Raw genomic sequence first — 18,895 nt, forward strand, 5'->3', positions numbered from 1 at the left:
TATGGCAGGGTCTCTAAGTGATATTAAAAGTCGCATTACGTCGACGGAAAAAACAAGTAAAATTACGAGTGCCATGCAGATGGTATCTGCCGCTAAGCTGACAAAATCTGAGCAAGCAGCAAAAGATTTCCAAGTCTATGCTTCAAAGATTCGACAAGTGACGACTGATCTCTTGAAGACAGAGTTGACCAATGGTAGTGATAATCCCATGCTAGCCGCTCGTCCTGTTAAGCGGACCGGCTATATTGTGATTACATCTGACAAGGGATTAGTCGGTGGTTACAATGCTAAAATTCTCAAGGCTGTTATGGATTTGATCGAAGATTACCACGCTGGTAGAGATGATTACGCTATCATTTCAATCGGAAGTGTGGGATCTGATTTCTTTAAAGCTAGAGGAATTGACCTGGCTTTTGAACTGCGTGGTCTTGAGGATCAACCTAGTTTTGATCAGGTGTCTCAGATTATTTCACAATCCGTTGAGATGTACCATCAAGAGATTTTTGATGAACTCTATGTTTGCTATAATCACCATATCAATAGTTTGACGAGTCAAGTACGTGTTGAGCAAATGCTTCCCATTGTTGATTTAGATGCTAATGAAGCACATGAACAAGAAGCATCAACAGTATTTGAGTTGGAACCGGATCGTGAAGCTATTTTGGAACAATTATTGCCACAGTATACGGAAAGTTTGATTTACGGGGCAATTGTTGATGCTAAGACAGCTGAACATGCTGCAGGAATGACAGCGATGCAAACAGCGACAGATAACTCAAGGAATGTCATTAATGATTTGACTATTCAGTACAACCGTGCCCGGCAGGCTGCTATTACTCAGGAAATTACTGAAATCGTTGCCGGTGCTAATGCCTTGGAATAAAAGGTAAGGATTGTAAGCTCTCTAGTATAAGAGATAAGATGATTTTCAGTAGGAAGGAAATAAAAATGAGCTCAGGCAAGATTGCTCAGGTGGTTGGTCCTGTTGTAGACGTTAAGTTTGCCAGTGATGATAAACTTCCTGAGATTAATAATGCGTTAGTTGTATACAAGGACAGCGCAAAAAAAGAAAAAATCGTGCTAGAAGTTGCCCTTGAACTAGGGGACGGAATGGTACGTACAATTGCCATGGAGTCAACAGATGGTCTTACTCGTGGTTTAGAAGTTCTCGATACTGGCCGTGCGATTAGTGTACCGGTTGGTAAAGAGACTCTTGGACGTGTCTTTAATGTTTTGGGAGATACGATTGATCTGGAACAGCCATTCGATGAAGATGCCCCACGTGAACCAATCCATAAAAAGGCTCCAAGTTTTGATGAATTGTCAACTGCGTCAGAAATTTTGGAAACAGGAATCAAGGTGATTGACCTCTTGGCACCTTATTTGAAGGGTGGTAAAGTCGGACTCTTTGGTGGTGCCGGTGTTGGTAAAACGGTCCTTATCCAAGAATTGATCCACAATATCGCTCAAGAGCATGGAGGAATTTCAGTATTTACTGGTGTCGGTGAGCGTACTCGTGAAGGGAATGACCTTTACTGGGAAATGAAGGAATCTGGTGTTATCGAAAAGACTGCCATGGTCTTTGGTCAGATGAATGAACCACCTGGTGCACGTATGCGTGTCGCACTGACTGGACTGACACTTGCGGAGTATTTCCGTGATGTTGAGGGGCAAGATGTTTTGCTCTTTATTGATAACATTTTCCGTTTCACTCAAGCAGGTTCTGAGGTATCGGCCCTTCTTGGACGTATGCCATCGGCTGTGGGTTACCAACCAACATTGGCTACTGAGATGGGACAGTTACAAGAGCGTATCACCTCAACTAAAAAAGGATCTGTAACGTCTATTCAGGCGATCTATGTGCCAGCGGATGACTATACCGACCCAGCTCCTGCAACAGCTTTTGCACACTTGGATTCAACTACGAACTTGGAGCGGAAATTGACTCAAATGGGGATCTATCCTGCCGTCGATCCATTGGCTTCTAGCTCTCGAGCTCTTTCGCCAGAAATTGTCGGTGAGGAGCATTACCAAGTGGCAACAGAAGTTCAGCGTGTCCTTCAACGTTACAATGAATTGCAGGATATTATTGCCATTCTTGGGATGGATGAACTGTCAGATGAGGAAAAAGTCCTGGTGGGACGTGCCCGTCGTATTCAATTTTTCCTCTCACAAAACTTCAATGTAGCTGAGCAGTTTACGGGTCAGCCGGGCTCTTATGTTCCAGTTGAAGAGACAGTGCGTGGCTTTAAGGAAATTTTGGAAGGGAAGTATGATAATCTCCCTGAAGATGCCTTTCGTGCGGTCGGTCCAATTGAGGATGTTGTCGAAAAAGCTAAAAAGATGGGCTATTAATGAGGTGACTGTATGGCAGAACATATGACAGTCCAAATTGTCACACCTGATGGTATTCGTTATGATCATCATGCAGCTTTTATCTCTGTGACTACGACAGATGGTGAGATGGGGATTTTGCCTAATCATATCAATACTATAGCTCCACTTGCTGTCCATGAGGTAAAGATCAGACGTATTGATGATGATAATCATGTCGATTGGGTAGCGGTCAATGGTGGTATTCTTGAGATCAAAGATAATGAGGTGACGATTGTTGCTGATTCTGCAGAGCGTGATCGTGATATTGATGTCTCTCGGGCTGAACGGGCTAAGTTACGGGCTGAAAAAGACATGGCAGAAGCTCAGCAAAGTCATGAAGCTGACCAATTTAAGCGAGCTGAAGTTGCTTTGAGACGTGCCCTCAACCGTATCAATGTCGGTAACAAGTAATCACTAGCCATTAGATAGTAGTAGGTTTGCTTAATTAAGCCTCAAGATTTTAATTATCAACTCATGGCTTCTATATCGATATGGTAAATCCAGAATAATACTAAAGGGGTCTGGACTTTTGTCCAAGGCTCTTTTTGTTTACGGCGAAAACTTGCGAGAGATCTTTTTGACATGGTAGAATAAGGGCATGGAATTTTTACAAACACTTAGTAATATTGTGATCCATATGATTTTTATCATTTGGATTCATCAGCTTCTGATTAATTTAGTTCCGTGGGAAAAGTATCTAAAAATTCATACTGATAATCTCATGCAGGTTCGCCTGTTCATTCTTTTTATAGCTATCGCACTGAGCTATATGGTCAGTCTTTTCTTTATTGATATTATTAGTCTAGGGATGAGTCTCTATTTGTCAGCACCTTGAGGAAGTTTTTTCATCAACTTGTGATATAATTAGTTAAAACAGTTGAAAATGGAGAAATACGATGGATAAAATTATTATCAAGGGAGGCAATACACGTCTAGAAGGAGAAGTATCTATAGAAGGTGCTAAAAATGCCGTCTTACCTTTACTAGCAGCCACCATCCTACCGACTCAGGGACAGACGATTTTGCATAATGTTCCCATATTATCTGATGTGTTTACCATGAATAATGTTGTTCGTGGTCTTAATATCAAGGTAGATTTTGACGAATCGGCTAATCAAGTCACAGTGGATGCTACGGGGAAGATCTTAGATGAAGCTCCCTATGAGTATGTCAGCCAAATGAGGGCCTCTATTGTTGTTCTTGGACCGATCTTAGCACGTAATGGTCATGCTAAGGTGTCTATGCCAGGAGGATGTACGATAGGTAGTCGTCCTATTGATCTCCATTTAAAAGGGCTCGAAGCTATGGGAGCTGAGATCCGTCAAGTTGGTGGTGATATTACTGCAACAGCAGATAAGCTCAAGGGAACCAATTTTTATATGGATTTTCCATCTGTTGGTGCAACACAAAATCTGATGATGGCTGCAACTTTGGCAGAAGGGACAACTATTATCGAGAATGCAGCTCGAGAGCCTGAGATAGTGGATCTCGCTCAGCTGTTAAACAAGATGGGTGCTGTTATCAAGGGAGCCGGTACAGAAACCTTGACGATTCAAGGTGTGAAAGAGCTTCATGGGACTGAGCACGATGTCGTTCAGGATCGTATTGAGGCTGGTACCTTTATGGTGGCTGCTGCTATGACAGGCGGTGATGTCTTGGTTAAGGATGCTGTATGGGAGCATAATCGTCCCTTACTATCAAAATTGATTGAAATGGGCGTGGAGGCAAGAGAAGAGGCAAACGGTATTCGTATCCGGTCTGATGTGACTCAGTTAAAGCCAGTAGTTGTTAAGACCTTACCGCATCCGGGCTTTCCGACAGACATGCAGGCTCAATTTACAGCCTTGATGGCTGTTATTCCAGGTGAGTCTACCATGATTGAAACTGTTTTTGAAAATCGTTTCCAACATCTGGAAGAGATGAGGCGGATGGGTCTCAATTCAGAAATTCTTCGTGATACTGCTATCATTCATGGTGGTCAAGGTTTGCAGGGCGCTAAGGTTATGTCAACAGATTTACGTGCCAGTGCTGCTTTGATATTGACTGGTATGGTTGCCCAAGGGACTACTGTCGTCAGCAAGCTTAATCATTTGGATCGTGGCTATTACAAGTTCCACGAAAAATTAGCTAGTCTTGGTGCTGATATTGAGAGGGTGAGTCAGTAATGACAAATATAGGATGGAAGTATGTCAGAAGACAGCTCATGGTTGTTTTGATTCTCTTGATCTTGAGTCTAGTTGTGTTTATGATTGGTCTCATGCTGGGCTATGCTATGCTGGGAGAAGGCAAGAATGCTTTTGACATTTTGTCATTTGATAAATGGAAATCACTGGTTGATAAATTTACTGGAAACTGAGAAGTCTCGCTGGTTTGTCCAACGAGACTTTTTGTGCTTAAGCTAGCTTGCTAAGCTGGTCTTTTCGGGACTAAGTATAGTAGCTATTGGTTGTTTTGATGGAGTTAGAAAAGTATGAAAAACAGACGATTAAGGAAATCTGAGCAGAAACTGTTGTTGTCTCTTGTTGGTCTGGTTATTATTTTGTCTTTGGGCTATGTTGCGACATCGGATCGTTTGTCAGAAGACAATCCTATTAAGCAGTTGGCCCAGTTGGTTATATCAGATGGTGAGAAGTCAGATTCGGCATCTCTTGATCATCCAACAAAAAGGTTGGCAGAATCCGTTATGACACCTTCGGTAAGACGAGAGCTTTCTTCAGCTATTGATTGGAATGGCAGTGGGGCTTTTATTGTTAATCATAATCAAACTGATTTAGATGCCAAGGTTTCCAGCCTTCCTTATGTCAACAATCAGACTAAGCGTGTCCAAGGGAAGCTGGTACCAAAGCGTGCTAATGCGCTTCTCTCCAAAGCTACCAGACAGTACCGTAATCGTCTAGAAACGGGTAATGGGTCAACTAGTTGGACACCTGCAGGATGGCATCAGCTTCATCATTTAGCTGGCAGTTATGACCATGCTGTGGATCGTGGGCACCTGATTGGTTATGCCCTAGCTGGTGGTCTAAAAGGTTTTGATGCTTCGACGAGTAATCCTGCTAATATTGCTGTTCAGACAGCTTGGGCTAATCAAGCTAGCAGTAAAGACTCAACGGGTCAAAACTACTATGAAGGCTTAATACGCAAAGCTTTAGATAAGAATAGACGGGTTCGTTATCGAGTAACGCTCATTTATGAAGGTGATAATCTTATCGCTAGCGGCAGTCACATGGAGGCAAAATCCAGCGATGGCAGTCTTGAATTTAATGTTTTTATTCCTAATGTCCAAGAAGGTTTGACAATAAATTATTATAGTGGAAAGGTGAGCCGAGGATGAGTGTAGAAGAATACGGTCGTGATACTTATCAGCTTCGTGAATCTGGCCTTGCCCTTCCTGTATCTGATATCACTAGTTATGAAAAGGAAGACGATAAGGTTTTTTTATGATCCTGCACTTTATCTAACAAAAGAAGGGCGTGCTTATCTTGATCATATCTATGGTGAGCAGGCTGAGCCTGATGTTTTAGATGATTGTTTATATTTTTACTTTAGTCCGGATACTTAGAGTTTTTTATTAACTTGCAACCGGATCTAAAATCTGTTAGAATGAGTTTAATTGAATAGTTGTCCGTGAGACTAGTAGCTTGGTGGCACTTTGAAGGGAATGTGAATCGTAGACTGGGAGTTCACTAAAGGAAAGCCTTGTGAATTCACTCATATCAAGGACTTATGAAATTAAGATTCAGTCTTTCTGAATGAAAACGGATGGTACCGCGTGTCAACGCTCCGCTTGTGGTGGTTGTGTTGGCATGCGATTTTTGTTTACCGAAGAAAGATTATTATGATGGCTAAGAAAGGAAACCCCATGGATTTACAAAAACAGTTAGAAGAATTGAAAATGACAACTCAAGCTAAGTTAAAAGAAATGCATGGTGATCACGCTAAGGAACTTCAAGACTTGCGGGTCTCTGTTCTCGGTAAAAAAGGTTCTCTGACAGAGTTGCTCAAAGGATTAAAAGATTTATCTAGTGAGATGCGCCCTGTTGTGGGTAAGCAGGTTAATGAGGTTCGTGATACTTTGACAAAGGCTTTTGAAGAGCAAGCAAAAATTGTTGAGGCAGCTAAGATTCAAGCACAATTAGAGTCTGAAACAATCGATGTTACCCTACCCGGTCGCCAGATTAAGCTAGGCAATCGTCATATTCTAACGCAAACAACTGAAGAAATCGAAGATATCTTTTTAGGAATGGGCTTTAAAATTGTTGAAGGGTATGAAGTAGAAACAGACTACTATAATTTTGAACGCATGAATCTTCCTAAGAATCATCCAGCTCGTGATATGCAGGATACTTTCTATATTACGGAAGAAATCTTGCTACGTACCCACACAAGTCCTGTGCAGGCACGTACTTTGGACGAGCATGATTTTTCAAAGGGACCTTTGAAGATGATTTCACCTGGACGTGTTTTCCGTCGGGATACCGATGATGCGACTCACTCTCATCAATTTCACCAAATTGAAGGCTTGGTCGTTGGCGAAAATATCTCCATGGGGGATCTCAAAGGTACCTTACAGTTGATTAGTCAAAAGATGTTTGGTGCTGATCGCAAGATTCGTCTGCGCCCATCCTACTTTCCTTTTACTGAACCTTCTGTCGAAGTTGATGTGTCTTGCTTTAAGTGTGGTGGTGAAGGCTGCAATGTTTGTAAGAGAACCGGTTGGATTGAGATTTTAGGTGCTGGTATGGTTCATCCGGGTGTACTAGAAAAAGCAGGAGTTGATGCTGAAAAATACTCCGGTTTTGCTTTTGGTCTAGGGCAGGAACGTATTGCTATGCTTCGCTATGGTATCAATGATATTCGTGCCTTTTACCAAGGTGATGTTCGTTTTTCAAGTCAATTCAAATAATTTAGAAGGTTAGAGATGTCAATTTCAATAATTCCGATTAAACTTGGAGATCTAGAAGAGCTAAGAGATCTAGCCATGGTGACTTTTACAGAGACCTTTGCTTTTGATAATACTCCAGAACAGTTAAATGACTATTACCAGACAAACTACTCTTTAGAGGTTCTAAGAGAGGAGCTGACTAATCCAGAGACTTTCTATTATTTTATTGAGGTAGATGGTCAAAAAGCTGGATTTATGATGACGAATGTTGGCCAGGCTCAGACAGAACATCTGCTAGAAGATGCTTATGAGGTTCAGCGGATTTATGTCTTAAAGGCATTTCAAGGCCTCGGACTAGGGAAGTGTCTTTTTGAGCATGCCTTGGCACATGCTGAGAAATTAGGCAAGAGCTGGATCTGGCTTGGTGTTTGGGAACATAATCATAAGGCACAAGCCTTCTATGCCAAGTATGGTTTTGAGAAATTTGATGAACATACATTTTCAGTGTCAGAAGATAAGGTAGATACGGATTGGCTCTTGAGGAGAAAGTTATCCACTGTGGGCTAAGACAGCCTTTAAGTAATATTAAGAAAGGAAGAGATGGAGAATTTTAGCTATTCTCTTATCCAATATCACTATGCTTGTATCGTATAAATGGTTAAAAGAGTTGGTTGATGTTGATGTGACCACAGCTGAATTAGCTGAAAAAATGTCGACAACAGGAATTGAAGTAGAAGGAGTTGAAACGCCTGCGGCTGGTTTATCAAAAATTGTCGTTGGTCATGTTTTGTCATGTGAAGTCGTTCCAGAGACCCATTTGCATTTGTGTCAAGTGGATACAGGAGAGGCTGAGCCTCGTCAAATCGTCTGTGGTGCCCCTAATATTATGGCTGGTCAAAAAGTGATTGTAGCCTTGCCTGGAGCACGCATTGCAGACAATTATAAGATTAAAAAGGGTAAAATTCGTGGCATGGAATCACTGGGAATGATTTGCTCTCTTCAAGAGCTGGGCCTACCAGATAGCATCATTCCGAAAGAATTTTCTGATGGGATTCAAGTCCTTCCCGAAGATGCAGTGCCTGGAAATAATGCCCTTCCTTATTTGGATTTGGATGATGAAATTATCGAATTAGCAATTACCCCAAATCGTGCGGATGCTCTCTCTATGCGTGGGGTGGCCTATGAAGTGGCAGCCATCTATGATAAGTCTGTTCATTTTCCTGAAAAGTCTGTTTCAGAGGCTGATCAAAAAGCTTCTGACCAGCTAAAAGTTGCTATCGAAACTGATAAAGTTATGGCCTATCGTTCACGTGTTATCGAAGATGTCACAGTGGCGCCAAGTCCTCAATGGCTGCAAAACCTTTTGATGAATGCTGGTATTCGTCCCATTAATAATATTGTGGATATTACTAACTACATTTTACTTTACTTTGGTCAGCCTATGCATGCCTTTGACTTTGATACATTTGAGTCTGATACTATCGTGGCTCGGAATGCTCGTAGTAATGAAACAATAGTGACTCTAGATGGTGAAGAGCGTGAGTTGAGCGCTGATGATATTATCATTGCGGTTGCAGATAAACCGGTTGCGCTGGCAGGTATCATGGGAGGTTTGGCGACAGAGATTTCAGATCAGTCTAAGAGAGTTGTCCTTGAAGCAGCTGTTTTTGATGGTCAGTCTGTTCGCAAGACTAGCAGTCGGCTTAATCTTCGCTCTGAAAGTTCATCACGCTTTGAAAAAGGCATTAACTATGATACGGTATCTGAGTCTCTTGATTATGCTGCAGCTATGGTAGCAGAGCTTGCTGGTGGTCATATTTTAGCGGGACAAGTCAGCCAAGGTGAACTGACAACTGAGCCTGTCTCTGTCTCTACATCATTGGACTATGTCAATGTCCGTCTAGGAACTGAATTGACTTATGCAGATATTGAGCAGGTATTTGCTCAGCTTGGCTTTGGATTAGCTGGTACGGCTGAATACTTTACTGTCTCAGTACCACGTCGTCGTTGGGATATTAGCATTCCTGCTGACTTGGTGGAAGAAATTGCACGTATTTATGGCTATGATAAGCTGCCTACTAGCCTGCCTGCAATGGGAGCTACTGCTGGGGAGCTGACCTTGGCACAATCTTTGCGCCGAAAGGTTAGGAAGATTGCTGAGGCATCTGGCCTATCTGAAATAATCAGTTATGCTTTAACAACACCAGAAAAGTCAGTAGAATTTAGCTTGCAGCCAACGCCGATCACTGAGCTCTTATGGCCAATGAGTATCGAACGTTCAGCCCTGCGGCAAAATCTGGTATCTGGAATGCTGGATACCCTGAGCTACAATGTTGCACGTAAAAATCGCAATGTTGCTGTTTATGAGATTGGTAAGATTTTTAAACAGCCAGGTGATCCAAAGAAGGACCTTCCGGATGAAGTGGAAACATTTGCTGTTGCCATGACAGGAATGGTTAGTGAAAAAGATTTTCAAACACAAGCTTTCCCTGTAGACTTTTTCTATGTGAAAGGGATTTTGGAAACTCTTTTTGATCGACTGAATCTTGAGGTTATCTTTGATGCGGATGCTAGTCTAGCTAGTATGCACCCTGGTCGTACGGCGCTTATTTTGCTTGATGGAGAGGCTATTGGATTTATCGGTCAGCTGCACCCTGAAACTGCTAAGTTGTATGCTATTCCAGAAACTTATATTGCTCAGCTTGATCTTTCTAAAGTGGAAGCAGCGTTAGAGTCGTCAGCAAGTTTTGAAGAAATTACTAAGTATCCAGAGGTCTCTCGAGATATTTCCTTGTTAGTGGATGCTGATGTGTCCCACCAAACCATTGTAGATGTGATCCGTGGTGCTGGAGTCAAGCGGCTTACAGACATTAAGCTCTTTGATATCTATGATGGCCATAACATAGGAAGCGGTAAAAAATCAATGGCTTATAGCTTGACCTTCCAAAATCCAATAGATAATTTGACGGATGAGGAAGTTAATACTTATATAGGAAAAATTACTAAGGCTTTATCTGAAAAGATAGCAGCTGAAATTCGATAGTAACTGAAAATAACCAAAAACGATCTTAGTTTTTGGTTATTTTTTATACTTTTTAAAGCGTCCTCTCGCTCATAACTATAAGTTGGGGTTGCTAATAATTCTAACTGTTGATTTTCACATAATCTGCTAAATTTTGGGCAAATGCTAAAAAGCCTGGATTTTATTCCAGACTCTTTGTTATTTGCTATTCTTTTTTTCGTGATGAACTGGAAGTTGTTGATGATCCAGATTTACCAGAGCTTGATGAACTGCTGTTGAGATCACTGTAGCTGAGTGGCTGATAAAGGTTTACCGTTGTTTTATTGCCATTTTTATGATAAATGCTGGTAGATTTCTTCCCGAGTTTTTTATTTTGAGTTTTGAGGATCTCGTAAGAATTGCTGTAAGAAACTTGGCTAGTATCTATTGGCTTAAGGCCTGGAATCTTAGCAAATCTTAGCAGGTCACCAGTTTGAATGGCATCACTATTTTTTAATTGGTCATCGGCGATGACTTTGAGTTCATCGAAACGTTTTTGAGTATCTGCGGAAGGCTTGAAAATTTCTTGACCGGTTCTGGTATCGTAATTTTTACCAGCATAATTAGTATAGTCAGGAGCGATATAGTTGCCTTGTGTTCTAAGAGCAACGACATTATCATTATCCTTAGACAATAGGTCCTGTCCCAGTTGTGAATAGCCCTTAGTATCAATTCCTAGTAGATGAAGTAGGGTTGGCAAGTGGTCCACCTGTCCACCGTAGGTATCGCTGATGAATCCTTGGTTATATCCAGGAATATGAACAATATAGGGAACACGTTGCATCATAGCATTGTCATAATCTGACCAGGTTTCAGGATCCTTGCCTAGCAAAGGAGCCAGAGCTCTATTGCGTGTATTAGAAATGCCATAGTGGTCTCCGTATAGAACAATGATAGAGTTATCATAGACACCCGTTTGTTTTAAGTAGTCAAAGAAATATTTGAGAGAAGTATCTAGGTAGTTGGCTGTTTGGAAATAGCCATTGACAGTATTGTCGCTTGTATCAGCAAGTGGGAAGCCAAGTTCTGATTTCTCACTGTTGAGACTGGTGTAAGGGTAGTGGTTGGAAACGGTTAAGAACTTAGTATAGAAGGGTTGCTGTAGCATCTCCATATACTTGATGGAATCGCTGAAGAAGTATTTATCATTCAGCCCATATTGGAAAGAGTTACTGCTGTCTTGATCTTGGAAGTAAGAGGCATCGAAGAAGTAGTTGTAGCCCCATCTTTTATAAGCATTGTTTCGATTCCAGAAACTTCCTGTGTTACCGTGGAAAGCAGCTGTGGTATATCCTTCTTTTTGAGACAGGATAGATGGCGCTGCATAAGCAGTGTTATCACCACCATAGTTGACCATATAAGAGCCATTATTGAGGCCGTACAGTGATGTCTCCATCAATGTTTCAGCATCAGAAGTTTTACCATTTTTGACTTGGTGGAAAAAGTTTGAAAAACTAATGGAAGACTTAGAGTGATAGAGGGAATTGATAAAAGGAGTAACCTCATATTTTTTTCCGTCTGAGTCTAGTTTATAGTCAATCAAAAATTGCTGGAAACTTTCCAAGTGAACCATGATAACATTACGATTTTTAGCAATCCCGAAATATTTATCATTTGGAGCAGCATAGTTCTGATCGATATATTTTTGGACCTTGGTAAAGTCTTCTTTAGAAGCAGAGTTGCGCTCCTTTTGAGCTTGGTAAGTCTGATTGGCACTATAGGTAGTAAAGGCAGGCAGTCCAATAGCACGAACCACATAGTAGTTTGAAAAACCACGTGTCAAGAGCTGAGGACGGATGATTTCAGCTACAAACAGATTAATTGAAAATAATAAGGTTGCAAAGGCAGTGACGGCAAAACTCGCTCGCTTATTGAAAGCTCTACTGTCTGACTTCAGTTTTCTAGAAATCAGCAAATAAGCGAAGACAAGCACGTCAATCAAATAAAAGAGATCGGTAAACTCAAAGAGGTTGGTAGCAGAGTCTCCTAGTCCAGCAGCAGCTTTGGAGCTGGCCAAAAGGGTATTAACAGTGATGAAATCTGTGAACTCTCTGAAATAGATGGCATTAGCAATGACCAAGATATTCAACAGCAGATAGATAGCTATCTCTAAGGTATAAAAGATTTTACTATTCTTGATGTAAAGGGGGAGTCCTAGCAGTAAAAGACCGAGTGGAATAGGATTAAAGATAGCAACGACGAGTTGGTAAATATCTTCTAATTCAAGATTAAAATGAAAGGTATAAGCCCAGATGGACTTTATCCAATAAAAGAATAGGAGGACAAGGACAAATCCTAGTCGTGTATTAATGATTTTCCCCAATTTTTTTAAGGGGAAGAGATACTTTTTCATAATAATTCCTCGAATAATATAATTTAAAAAAATTCACCTTCCATTATATCATTTATTTATTCATAGCGTTGAAACAAGGTAGAAACTTTCTTGTTTTTTTGGTATAATATTAGCCATGAAAAAGCTTATTGTGGATCCAAAAGTAGCAGACAAATGGAATCGAGGCATCAAGCTGATTGTGGCTGATGATCTGCCTTCTCATGGGCTGGATAATCAAGTAGTTTCAGTCTATTCTAGGAGTCAGAGCTTTCTTGGAACAGCTTACCTGTCCCCTCAAAATAAGGGTGTTGGTTGGCTGGTTTCCCGAGACAGGATCCAGCTTGATCAGGAGTACTTTGCAAAGTTATTTCAAATCTCAAGACAAGCACGTCAAGTTTATCATGAAGATACATCGACGACGGCTTATCGCTTGTTTAACCAAGATGGGGATGATTTTGGTGGTTTGACGATAGATCGTTATGGAGATTATGCAGTTTTTTCTTGGTATAATGCTTTTGTCTTTAGTATCAAGTCGCTTATCATTCAAGCATTTCAGAAAGTCTATCCAGAAATTATTGGAGCTTATGAGAAAATCAGATTTAAAGGGCAAGCTTATGAATCTGCTCATCTTTACGGCTCAGAGGCACCAGCGAGAATAAGAGTACTCGAAAATGGCGTGACCTATGATGTTTTTCTCAATGATGGCTTGATGACTGGAATTTTTTTGGATCAGCATGAAGTCAGGGCTGGTTTGATTGATGGCTTGGCTTTGGGGCGTTCAATGCTCAACGTTTTTTCTTATACGGCTGCTTTTTCTGTGGCAGCTGCTATGGGAGGTGCTACAGAGACAACTTCGGTTGATTTAGCTAAGCGTTCGCGTGAGTTATCGCAAGCTCATTTCGAAGCTAATGGTCTTGATTTGAGTCAGCATCGGCTGGTTGTAATGGATGTTTTTGAATATTATCGCTATGCTAGGCGCAAGGGGCTCAGTTATGATCTTATAGTGATTGATCCCCCTAGCTTTGCCCGCAATAAGAAACAGACATTTTCAGTTGCCAAGGATTATCATAAGCTCATCAGTCAGGCTCTTGAGATTTTAAATCCCGGCGGACTCATCATTGCTTCCACTAATGCCTCTAATATGACGATTGAGCAGTTTAAAAAGCAGTTGGAAAAGGGCTTTTTAGATCAGTCTCATCATTATTTAGATTTCAAACAATTGCCAGAAGATTTTAAGGTCAATAAGGCTGATAAGCGAAGTAATTATTTAAAAGTTTATACGATAAAGGTTGATTAAAATGAAGATAGTAGTACCTGTATTGCCCCGTTCCCTGGAGGAAGCTAATGAGATCGACAGCGCAAAATACGATCAAGCCGATATTATCGAGTGGCGAGCTGATTATCTCCCTAAGGATAAAATTGTTGAAGTGGCGCCTGCCATTTTTGAAAAATTTCCTGGTCATGAAATTATTTTTACCCTGAGGACAAAGTCAGAAGGGGGACAAATAAGCTTGGATTCCGAAGAATATATTGCCATTATTAAGGAAGTTTCGAGCTTGTATGATTTGGATTATATTGATTTTGAGTATTATACTCATAAGGATGTTTTCCAGAAAATGCTGGAGTTTCCTAATTTAATTTTGTCCTATCATAATTTTGAAGAAACGCCGGATAATTTAATGAGTATCTTGTCAGAGCTGACTGCTCTGTCGCCTCGTGTGGTCAAGGTAGCCGTTCAGCCTAAGAGTGAGCAAGATGTGCTAGATTTGATGAATTTCACACGTGGCTTTAAGACCCTAAATCCTGAGCAAGACTTTGTGACGATGTCGATGGGGAAACTGGGGCGTTTGTCTCGTATCTCAGGAGACTTGACTGGTTCGAGCTGGAGCTTTGCTAGTGTTGAAGAGTCCAGTGCACCAGGGCAGCTTAGCTTAGCTGATATTTCTAAGATAAAGGAGATCTTAGATGCTGATTGATGGCCATACGAGAATGGCAGCTGTTGTCGCTCATCCTATCAAGCACTCTATCTCACCCTTTATTCATAATTATGCCTTTAATGCTAAGGGGATTAATGGCGTTTATCTGGCTTGGGATATTGCAGCAGAAGACCTTGAGGAGTCTGTTAATAATATTCGCCGCTATGATATGTTTGGGATTAACCTCTCCATGCCTTATAAGCAAGCGGTTATCCCTTTTTTAGATGGTTGTGATCCAGCAGCGAGGCTGATCGGAGCTGTCAATACAGTTGTTAATCGTGACGGACAATTAATAGGCTATAATACTGATGGGTTAGGTTTCTTCGATGCTTTATTGCATGAGGGATTTGACATTTCTGATAAAACGATGCTTATTCTGGGTAGTGGTGGTGCTGCTACAGCGATTGTTGTCCAAGCAGCTATTAGTGGCGCTAAGGCTATCAGTGTTTTTAGACGTCAGTCTAAGTTAGCTGAAACACAAGAAAAATTAGATGGGATCAGCCAAGAAACAGGGGTACCTATTAGGGTCTATCCTATTGAAGATCAAGAGTGTTTGCAAAAGCATATTGGAGCTACAGACCTCTTAGTCAATGCGACCAGCGTGGGTATGGATGGAGTCAGTCTTCCTCTAGCAGATTGCCTTGAGTTGCCAGCCGGATTATTTGTTTCAGATGTTATTTATCAACCTTTTGAGACCCCTTTACTAAGATTAGCTAGACGTAAAGGGCTAGCAACCAATAATGGTTTAGGGATGCTCCTTTATCAAGCTGCTAGGGCTTTTGAGTTGTGGACTGGTCAGCAGATGCCTACTCAGGCGATTTGGAAAGAGTTAGAAGCGCGCTATGATACTTAGTGAGGTAAGTAGATGAAATTACGAGTAGATTTAACCCATAATCCTTATGATATTGTCATTGAGCCTGGGGCTCTCTCGCGCGTAGGACAGTGGGTGGCAGCCCTTTGGCAGCCTCAAAAGATTGCTATTATCACTGATAACCGTGTTGGTGGTCTCTATGCTGAAAAGGTCAAACTGAGCTTACAAGGGGCTGGGTTTGAAGCTGTAGTCTTTGATTTTCTAGAAGGAGAAGCTAGTAAAACTTTGACAACAGCTAATAAGGCTTATGAATTCTTACTTAAAAATGGTCTGACACGCAGTGATGGTATCCTTGCTCTTGGGGGCGGAGTCGTCGGTGATTTAGCCGGATTTGTAGCATCGACTTATATGCGAGGCATTCATTTTTTACAGGTTCCGACTAGTCTCACGGCTCAGGTAGATTCTTCCATTGGTGGTAAGACGGGGGTCAATACCCCGTTCGCCAAGAATATTGTGGGTTGTTTTGCGCAACCTGATGGTGTTTTAATTGATCCGGAAGCATTGCAAACGCTTGGACAGCGTGAGCTCGTTGAAGGTATGGGTGAAGTGATTAAGTATGGCTTAATTCAAGACACCGAGTTATGGGAAGAGCTTGATGGTATGGATGGGTCAGCTGTGTCTATTTTGAAGCATGCGGATTCTATTATCTATCGTTCTTGTAACGTCAAACGTAAAATTGTTGTGGAAGATGAATTTGAAGGCGGCGTTCGTATGTATCTCAACTTTGGTCATACGATTGGTCATGCGATTGAGCAGACGGCCGGCTATGGAAAGGTTATGCATGGGGAGGCTGTAGCTATCGGTATGGTGCAGTTATCTCAAGTTGCAGAGCAAAAAGGTCTGATGCCGGTCGGGATTACTCAAAAAATTAAGGAGATGTGTGCTAAATTTAATCTTCCTGTAGATTATCTTCCATGGAAGAGTGAAGAGCTTTATAAGGCTTTGGTACACGATAAAAAGGCACGTGGCAACAAGATTAAGACAGTTATTGTTCCAGAGATTGGACAAGCTGCTATCAATGAGATTCCTCTAGCGGAAATGAAAGAATATTTGGTGAAATAATGAGATATTTAACAGCTGGTGAGTCGCATGGTCCTCGATTAACTGCTATTATTGAGGGAGTTCCTTCTGGTCTAACATTAACAGCAGAGGATATTAATCGGGATCTCAAGCGTCGTCAGGGTGGCTATGGTCGTGGTGGCCGTATGAAAATTGAGAGTGATCAAGTGGTCTTTACTTCGGGGGTTCGTCATGGTAAGACGACCGGTGCTCCTATTACTATGGATGTTATCAATAAAGACCATCAAAAATGGCTGGATATCATGTCTGCTGAGCCTATCGAAGAACGTCTAAAGACTAAGCGAAAAATTACGCATCCACGTCCTGGACATGCAGACTTGGTCGGTGGAATGAAATATCGCTTTGATGATTTGCGCAACTCTTTGGAGCGATCAAGTGCTCGTGAAACAACTATGCGAGTGGCAGTCGGTGCAGTCGCTAAAAGGATCCTCTCAGAGCTAGACATTGTGATTGCTAATCATGTTGTTGTTTTTGGCGGCAAGGAAATTGATGTCCCAGAAAATTTGACCGTGTCTGAGATTAAAGCTTTAGCAGCTCAATCAGAAATCTCTATTGTGAATCGTGAGCGGGAGCAGGAGATCAAGGAATATATTGATCAGATCAAAAAAGAGGGAGATACTATCGGCGGTGTTGTTGAAACGATTGTCGGTGGTGTGCCAGCTGGCTTGGGTTCCTTTGTTCAATGGGATTGTAAATTAGATGCTAAATTGGCTCAAGCTGTTGTTTCCATCAATGCTTTCAAGGGAGCTGAGTTTGGTGTTGGTTTTAAGGCTGGTTACCGCAAAGGCTCTGAGGTCATGGATGAAATTCTTTGGAATCAGGCAGATGGTTATACCCGCAAAACCAACAATCTCGGTGGTTTTGAAGGAGGAATGACCAATGGGCAACCCTTGATTATTCGAGGTGTTATGAAGCCAATACCTACGCTGTACAAGCCGCTTATGTCCGTTGATATTGAGACGCATGAGCCTTACAAGGCGACCGTTGAGCGTTCGGATCCAACGGCTCTTCCTGCGGCTGGTGTCGTGATGGAATCTGTAGTTGCAACAGTTGTTGCTCAAGAAATATTAGATAAGTTCTCGTCTGACAATATGGAAGAACTCAAAGAGGCGGTTGCTAATTATCGTAAGTATGTTAAAAACTTTTAAGCTAGTATAAGTGTCATTATGAGCAGCTAACTGGGCTAGATGAATGGGAGTGACTGATGGCAGCAAAGAAAATTTATATTGCAGGACTAGGTCTGATTGGGGGTTCTATTGCTTTGGGCATTAAGCGTGGACACCCGGATTATGAGATATTAGGTTACAATCGCTCTGATGCCTCCAGACAGGTGGCTCTCGAAAGAGGGATTGTCGATCGTGCTACAGCAGATTTCACAACTTTTGCACCAATTGCAGACATTATTATTTTGGCTGTTCCCATCAAGCAAACCATTGCGTTCATGAAGATACTATCTCAGATGAAACTCAAAGATGATGTTATTATCACAGATGCTGGTTCTACCAAGGTGGAGATTGTAGCAGCGGCTGATCGGTATTTTGCTGATTGTTCTGTTCAATTTGTAGGTTCTCACCCTATGGCAGGTTCTCATAAATCTGGTGCAGTGGCTGCTGATGTTAATCTTTTTGAGAATGCCTATTATATTTTTACACCAGCTAAGAATACTCAAGCAGGTACGATTCCTGAATTAGAAGATTTGCTAAGTGGATTACATGCCCGCTATATTCAAATAGATGCCGGAGAGCACGACTATGTCACAGGGCAGGTTAGTCATTTTCCGCATATTTTAGCCGCCTCTCTGATGGAGCAGGCAGCTGATTATGCTAAGAGACATTCTTTGACGAATCAGTTTGCCGCTGGAGGCTTTAGAGATATGACTCGTATCGCTGAGAGTGAGCCAGGCATGTGGTCCAGTATTCTTTTGTCGAATAAGAACGCGGTTCTGGAGCGTATTGATGATTTCAAAGAGCGTCTGGATGAAGTCGCAGCTTACATTAGAAATGATGATGAAGATGCGATTTGGAATTTTTTTAATGATGGGCGATTGAAACGTCAGGAGATGGAAATTCACAAAAAGGGTGGTGTCGATTCCTTCTATGATCTCTTTGTAGATGTTCCCGACCAAGAGGATGTTATTTTGCATATTTTAGAGCTCTTACGGGGAACTTCTCTGGTCAATGTGCGTATCAATGAAGAAAATCGTGAAGACATCTACGGTATCTTACAGATCTCCTTTAAAAATGAGAAAGATCTTGAGCATGCGAAACGTGTTATTTCTGAGAATACGGATTATAAATTAGTGATTGCCTGATGTAGC

General features: G+C 41.6%; 17 protein-coding genes. 16 read left to right on the forward strand and 1 reads right to left on the reverse strand.

The window, feature by feature from the left end:
- Position 1 precedes the first annotated feature (1 nt).
- The 10 genes from AC4HAI_RS01785 (at position 2) to pheT (ending at position 10,301) form a co-directional block, all read left to right on the forward strand.
- Positions 2 to 883: a F0F1 ATP synthase subunit gamma gene (locus AC4HAI_RS01785; protein WP_491078360.1), complete on the forward strand. Its 882-nt coding sequence runs from the start codon at positions 2 to 4 to the stop codon at positions 881 to 883.
- Positions 884 to 948: 65 nt separating this feature from the next.
- Entirely contained in the window at positions 949 to 2,355 is a 1,407-nt protein-coding gene (atpD, locus tag AC4HAI_RS01790; RefSeq protein ID WP_491078361.1) for a F0F1 ATP synthase subunit beta, read from the forward strand.
- A 12-nt stretch (positions 2,356 to 2,367) separates the two neighbouring features.
- The gene (locus AC4HAI_RS01795) at positions 2,368 to 2,787 is read left to right on the forward strand and encodes a F0F1 ATP synthase subunit epsilon (RefSeq protein ID WP_491078362.1); all 420 of its coding nucleotides are present in this window, start codon (positions 2,368 to 2,370) and stop codon (positions 2,785 to 2,787) included.
- 187 nt (positions 2,788 to 2,974) lie between these two features.
- Positions 2,975 to 3,211: a DUF1146 family protein gene (locus AC4HAI_RS01800; protein ID WP_491110184.1), complete on the forward strand. Its 237-nt coding sequence runs from the start codon at positions 2,975 to 2,977 to the stop codon at positions 3,209 to 3,211.
- A 61-nt stretch (positions 3,212 to 3,272) separates the two neighbouring features.
- Positions 3,273 to 4,541, forward strand: a complete 1,269-nt coding sequence (murA, locus tag AC4HAI_RS01805; protein WP_491078364.1) for a UDP-N-acetylglucosamine 1-carboxyvinyltransferase — start codon at positions 3,273 to 3,275, stop codon at positions 4,539 to 4,541.
- On the forward strand, positions 4,541 to 4,732 hold the full coding sequence (locus tag AC4HAI_RS01810; RefSeq protein ID WP_491078365.1) for a DNA-directed RNA polymerase subunit beta: 192 nt from the start codon (positions 4,541 to 4,543) through the stop codon (positions 4,730 to 4,732). The genes murA and AC4HAI_RS01810 overlap by 1 nt, the downstream gene beginning before the upstream one ends.
- A 114-nt stretch (positions 4,733 to 4,846) precedes the next feature.
- Complete coding sequence (locus AC4HAI_RS01815) at positions 4,847 to 5,707, forward strand: DNA/RNA non-specific endonuclease (RefSeq protein ID WP_491110185.1); 861 nt, start codon at positions 4,847 to 4,849, stop codon at positions 5,705 to 5,707.
- A gap of 528 nt (positions 5,708 to 6,235) precedes the next feature.
- On the forward strand, positions 6,236 to 7,279 hold the full coding sequence (gene pheS, locus AC4HAI_RS01820) for a phenylalanine--tRNA ligase subunit alpha (RefSeq protein WP_491110276.1): 1,044 nt from the start codon (positions 6,236 to 6,238) through the stop codon (positions 7,277 to 7,279).
- Between the two features lie 15 nt (positions 7,280 to 7,294).
- Positions 7,295 to 7,825, forward strand: coding sequence for a GNAT family N-acetyltransferase (locus AC4HAI_RS01825; RefSeq protein ID WP_491110186.1), 531 nt, complete (start codon positions 7,295 to 7,297; stop codon positions 7,823 to 7,825).
- Between the two features lie 70 nt (positions 7,826 to 7,895).
- Positions 7,896 to 10,301 (forward strand): phenylalanine--tRNA ligase subunit beta, encoded by a 2,406-nt coding sequence (gene pheT / locus AC4HAI_RS01830; protein ID WP_491110187.1) that lies wholly within the window; start codon positions 7,896 to 7,898, stop codon positions 10,299 to 10,301.
- Positions 10,302 to 10,485: 184 nt separating this feature from the next.
- On the opposite strand, the gene AC4HAI_RS01835 is transcribed toward pheT, so the two are convergent.
- The gene (locus tag AC4HAI_RS01835; RefSeq protein ID WP_491078369.1) at positions 10,486 to 12,672 is read right to left on the reverse strand and encodes an LTA synthase family protein; all 2,187 of its coding nucleotides are present in this window, start codon (positions 12,670 to 12,672) and stop codon (positions 10,486 to 10,488) included.
- Positions 12,673 to 12,787: 115 nt separating this feature from the next.
- On the opposite strand from AC4HAI_RS01835, the gene AC4HAI_RS01840 reads away from it, so the two are divergent.
- The 6 genes from AC4HAI_RS01840 to AC4HAI_RS01865 are packed head-to-tail and all read left to right on the forward strand — an operon-like array spanning position 12,788 to position 18,889.
- Complete coding sequence (locus tag AC4HAI_RS01840) at positions 12,788 to 13,948, forward strand: class I SAM-dependent rRNA methyltransferase (protein WP_491110188.1); 1,161 nt, start codon at positions 12,788 to 12,790, stop codon at positions 13,946 to 13,948.
- A 1-nt stretch (position 13,949) separates the two neighbouring features.
- Positions 13,950 to 14,627, forward strand: coding sequence for a type I 3-dehydroquinate dehydratase (aroD, locus tag AC4HAI_RS01845; protein ID WP_491110189.1), 678 nt, complete (start codon positions 13,950 to 13,952; stop codon positions 14,625 to 14,627).
- Positions 14,617 to 15,480: a shikimate dehydrogenase gene (locus AC4HAI_RS01850; protein WP_491110191.1), complete on the forward strand. Its 864-nt coding sequence runs from the start codon at positions 14,617 to 14,619 to the stop codon at positions 15,478 to 15,480. Before aroD ends, AC4HAI_RS01850 begins: the two co-directional genes overlap by 11 nt.
- A 12-nt stretch (positions 15,481 to 15,492) precedes the next feature.
- Positions 15,493 to 16,560: a 3-dehydroquinate synthase gene (gene aroB, locus AC4HAI_RS01855; protein ID WP_491078373.1), complete on the forward strand. Its 1,068-nt coding sequence runs from the start codon at positions 15,493 to 15,495 to the stop codon at positions 16,558 to 16,560.
- Positions 16,560 to 17,726: a chorismate synthase gene (gene aroC, locus AC4HAI_RS01860; protein WP_491078374.1), complete on the forward strand. Its 1,167-nt coding sequence runs from the start codon at positions 16,560 to 16,562 to the stop codon at positions 17,724 to 17,726. Before aroB ends, aroC begins: the two co-directional genes overlap by 1 nt.
- A gap of 56 nt (positions 17,727 to 17,782) precedes the next feature.
- On the forward strand, positions 17,783 to 18,889 hold the full coding sequence (locus AC4HAI_RS01865) for a prephenate dehydrogenase (RefSeq protein WP_491110193.1): 1,107 nt from the start codon (positions 17,783 to 17,785) through the stop codon (positions 18,887 to 18,889).
- The last annotated feature ends 6 nt before the right edge of the window (positions 18,890 to 18,895 follow it).

This window comes from Streptococcus sp. ALY_208 (assembly GCF_058314295.1).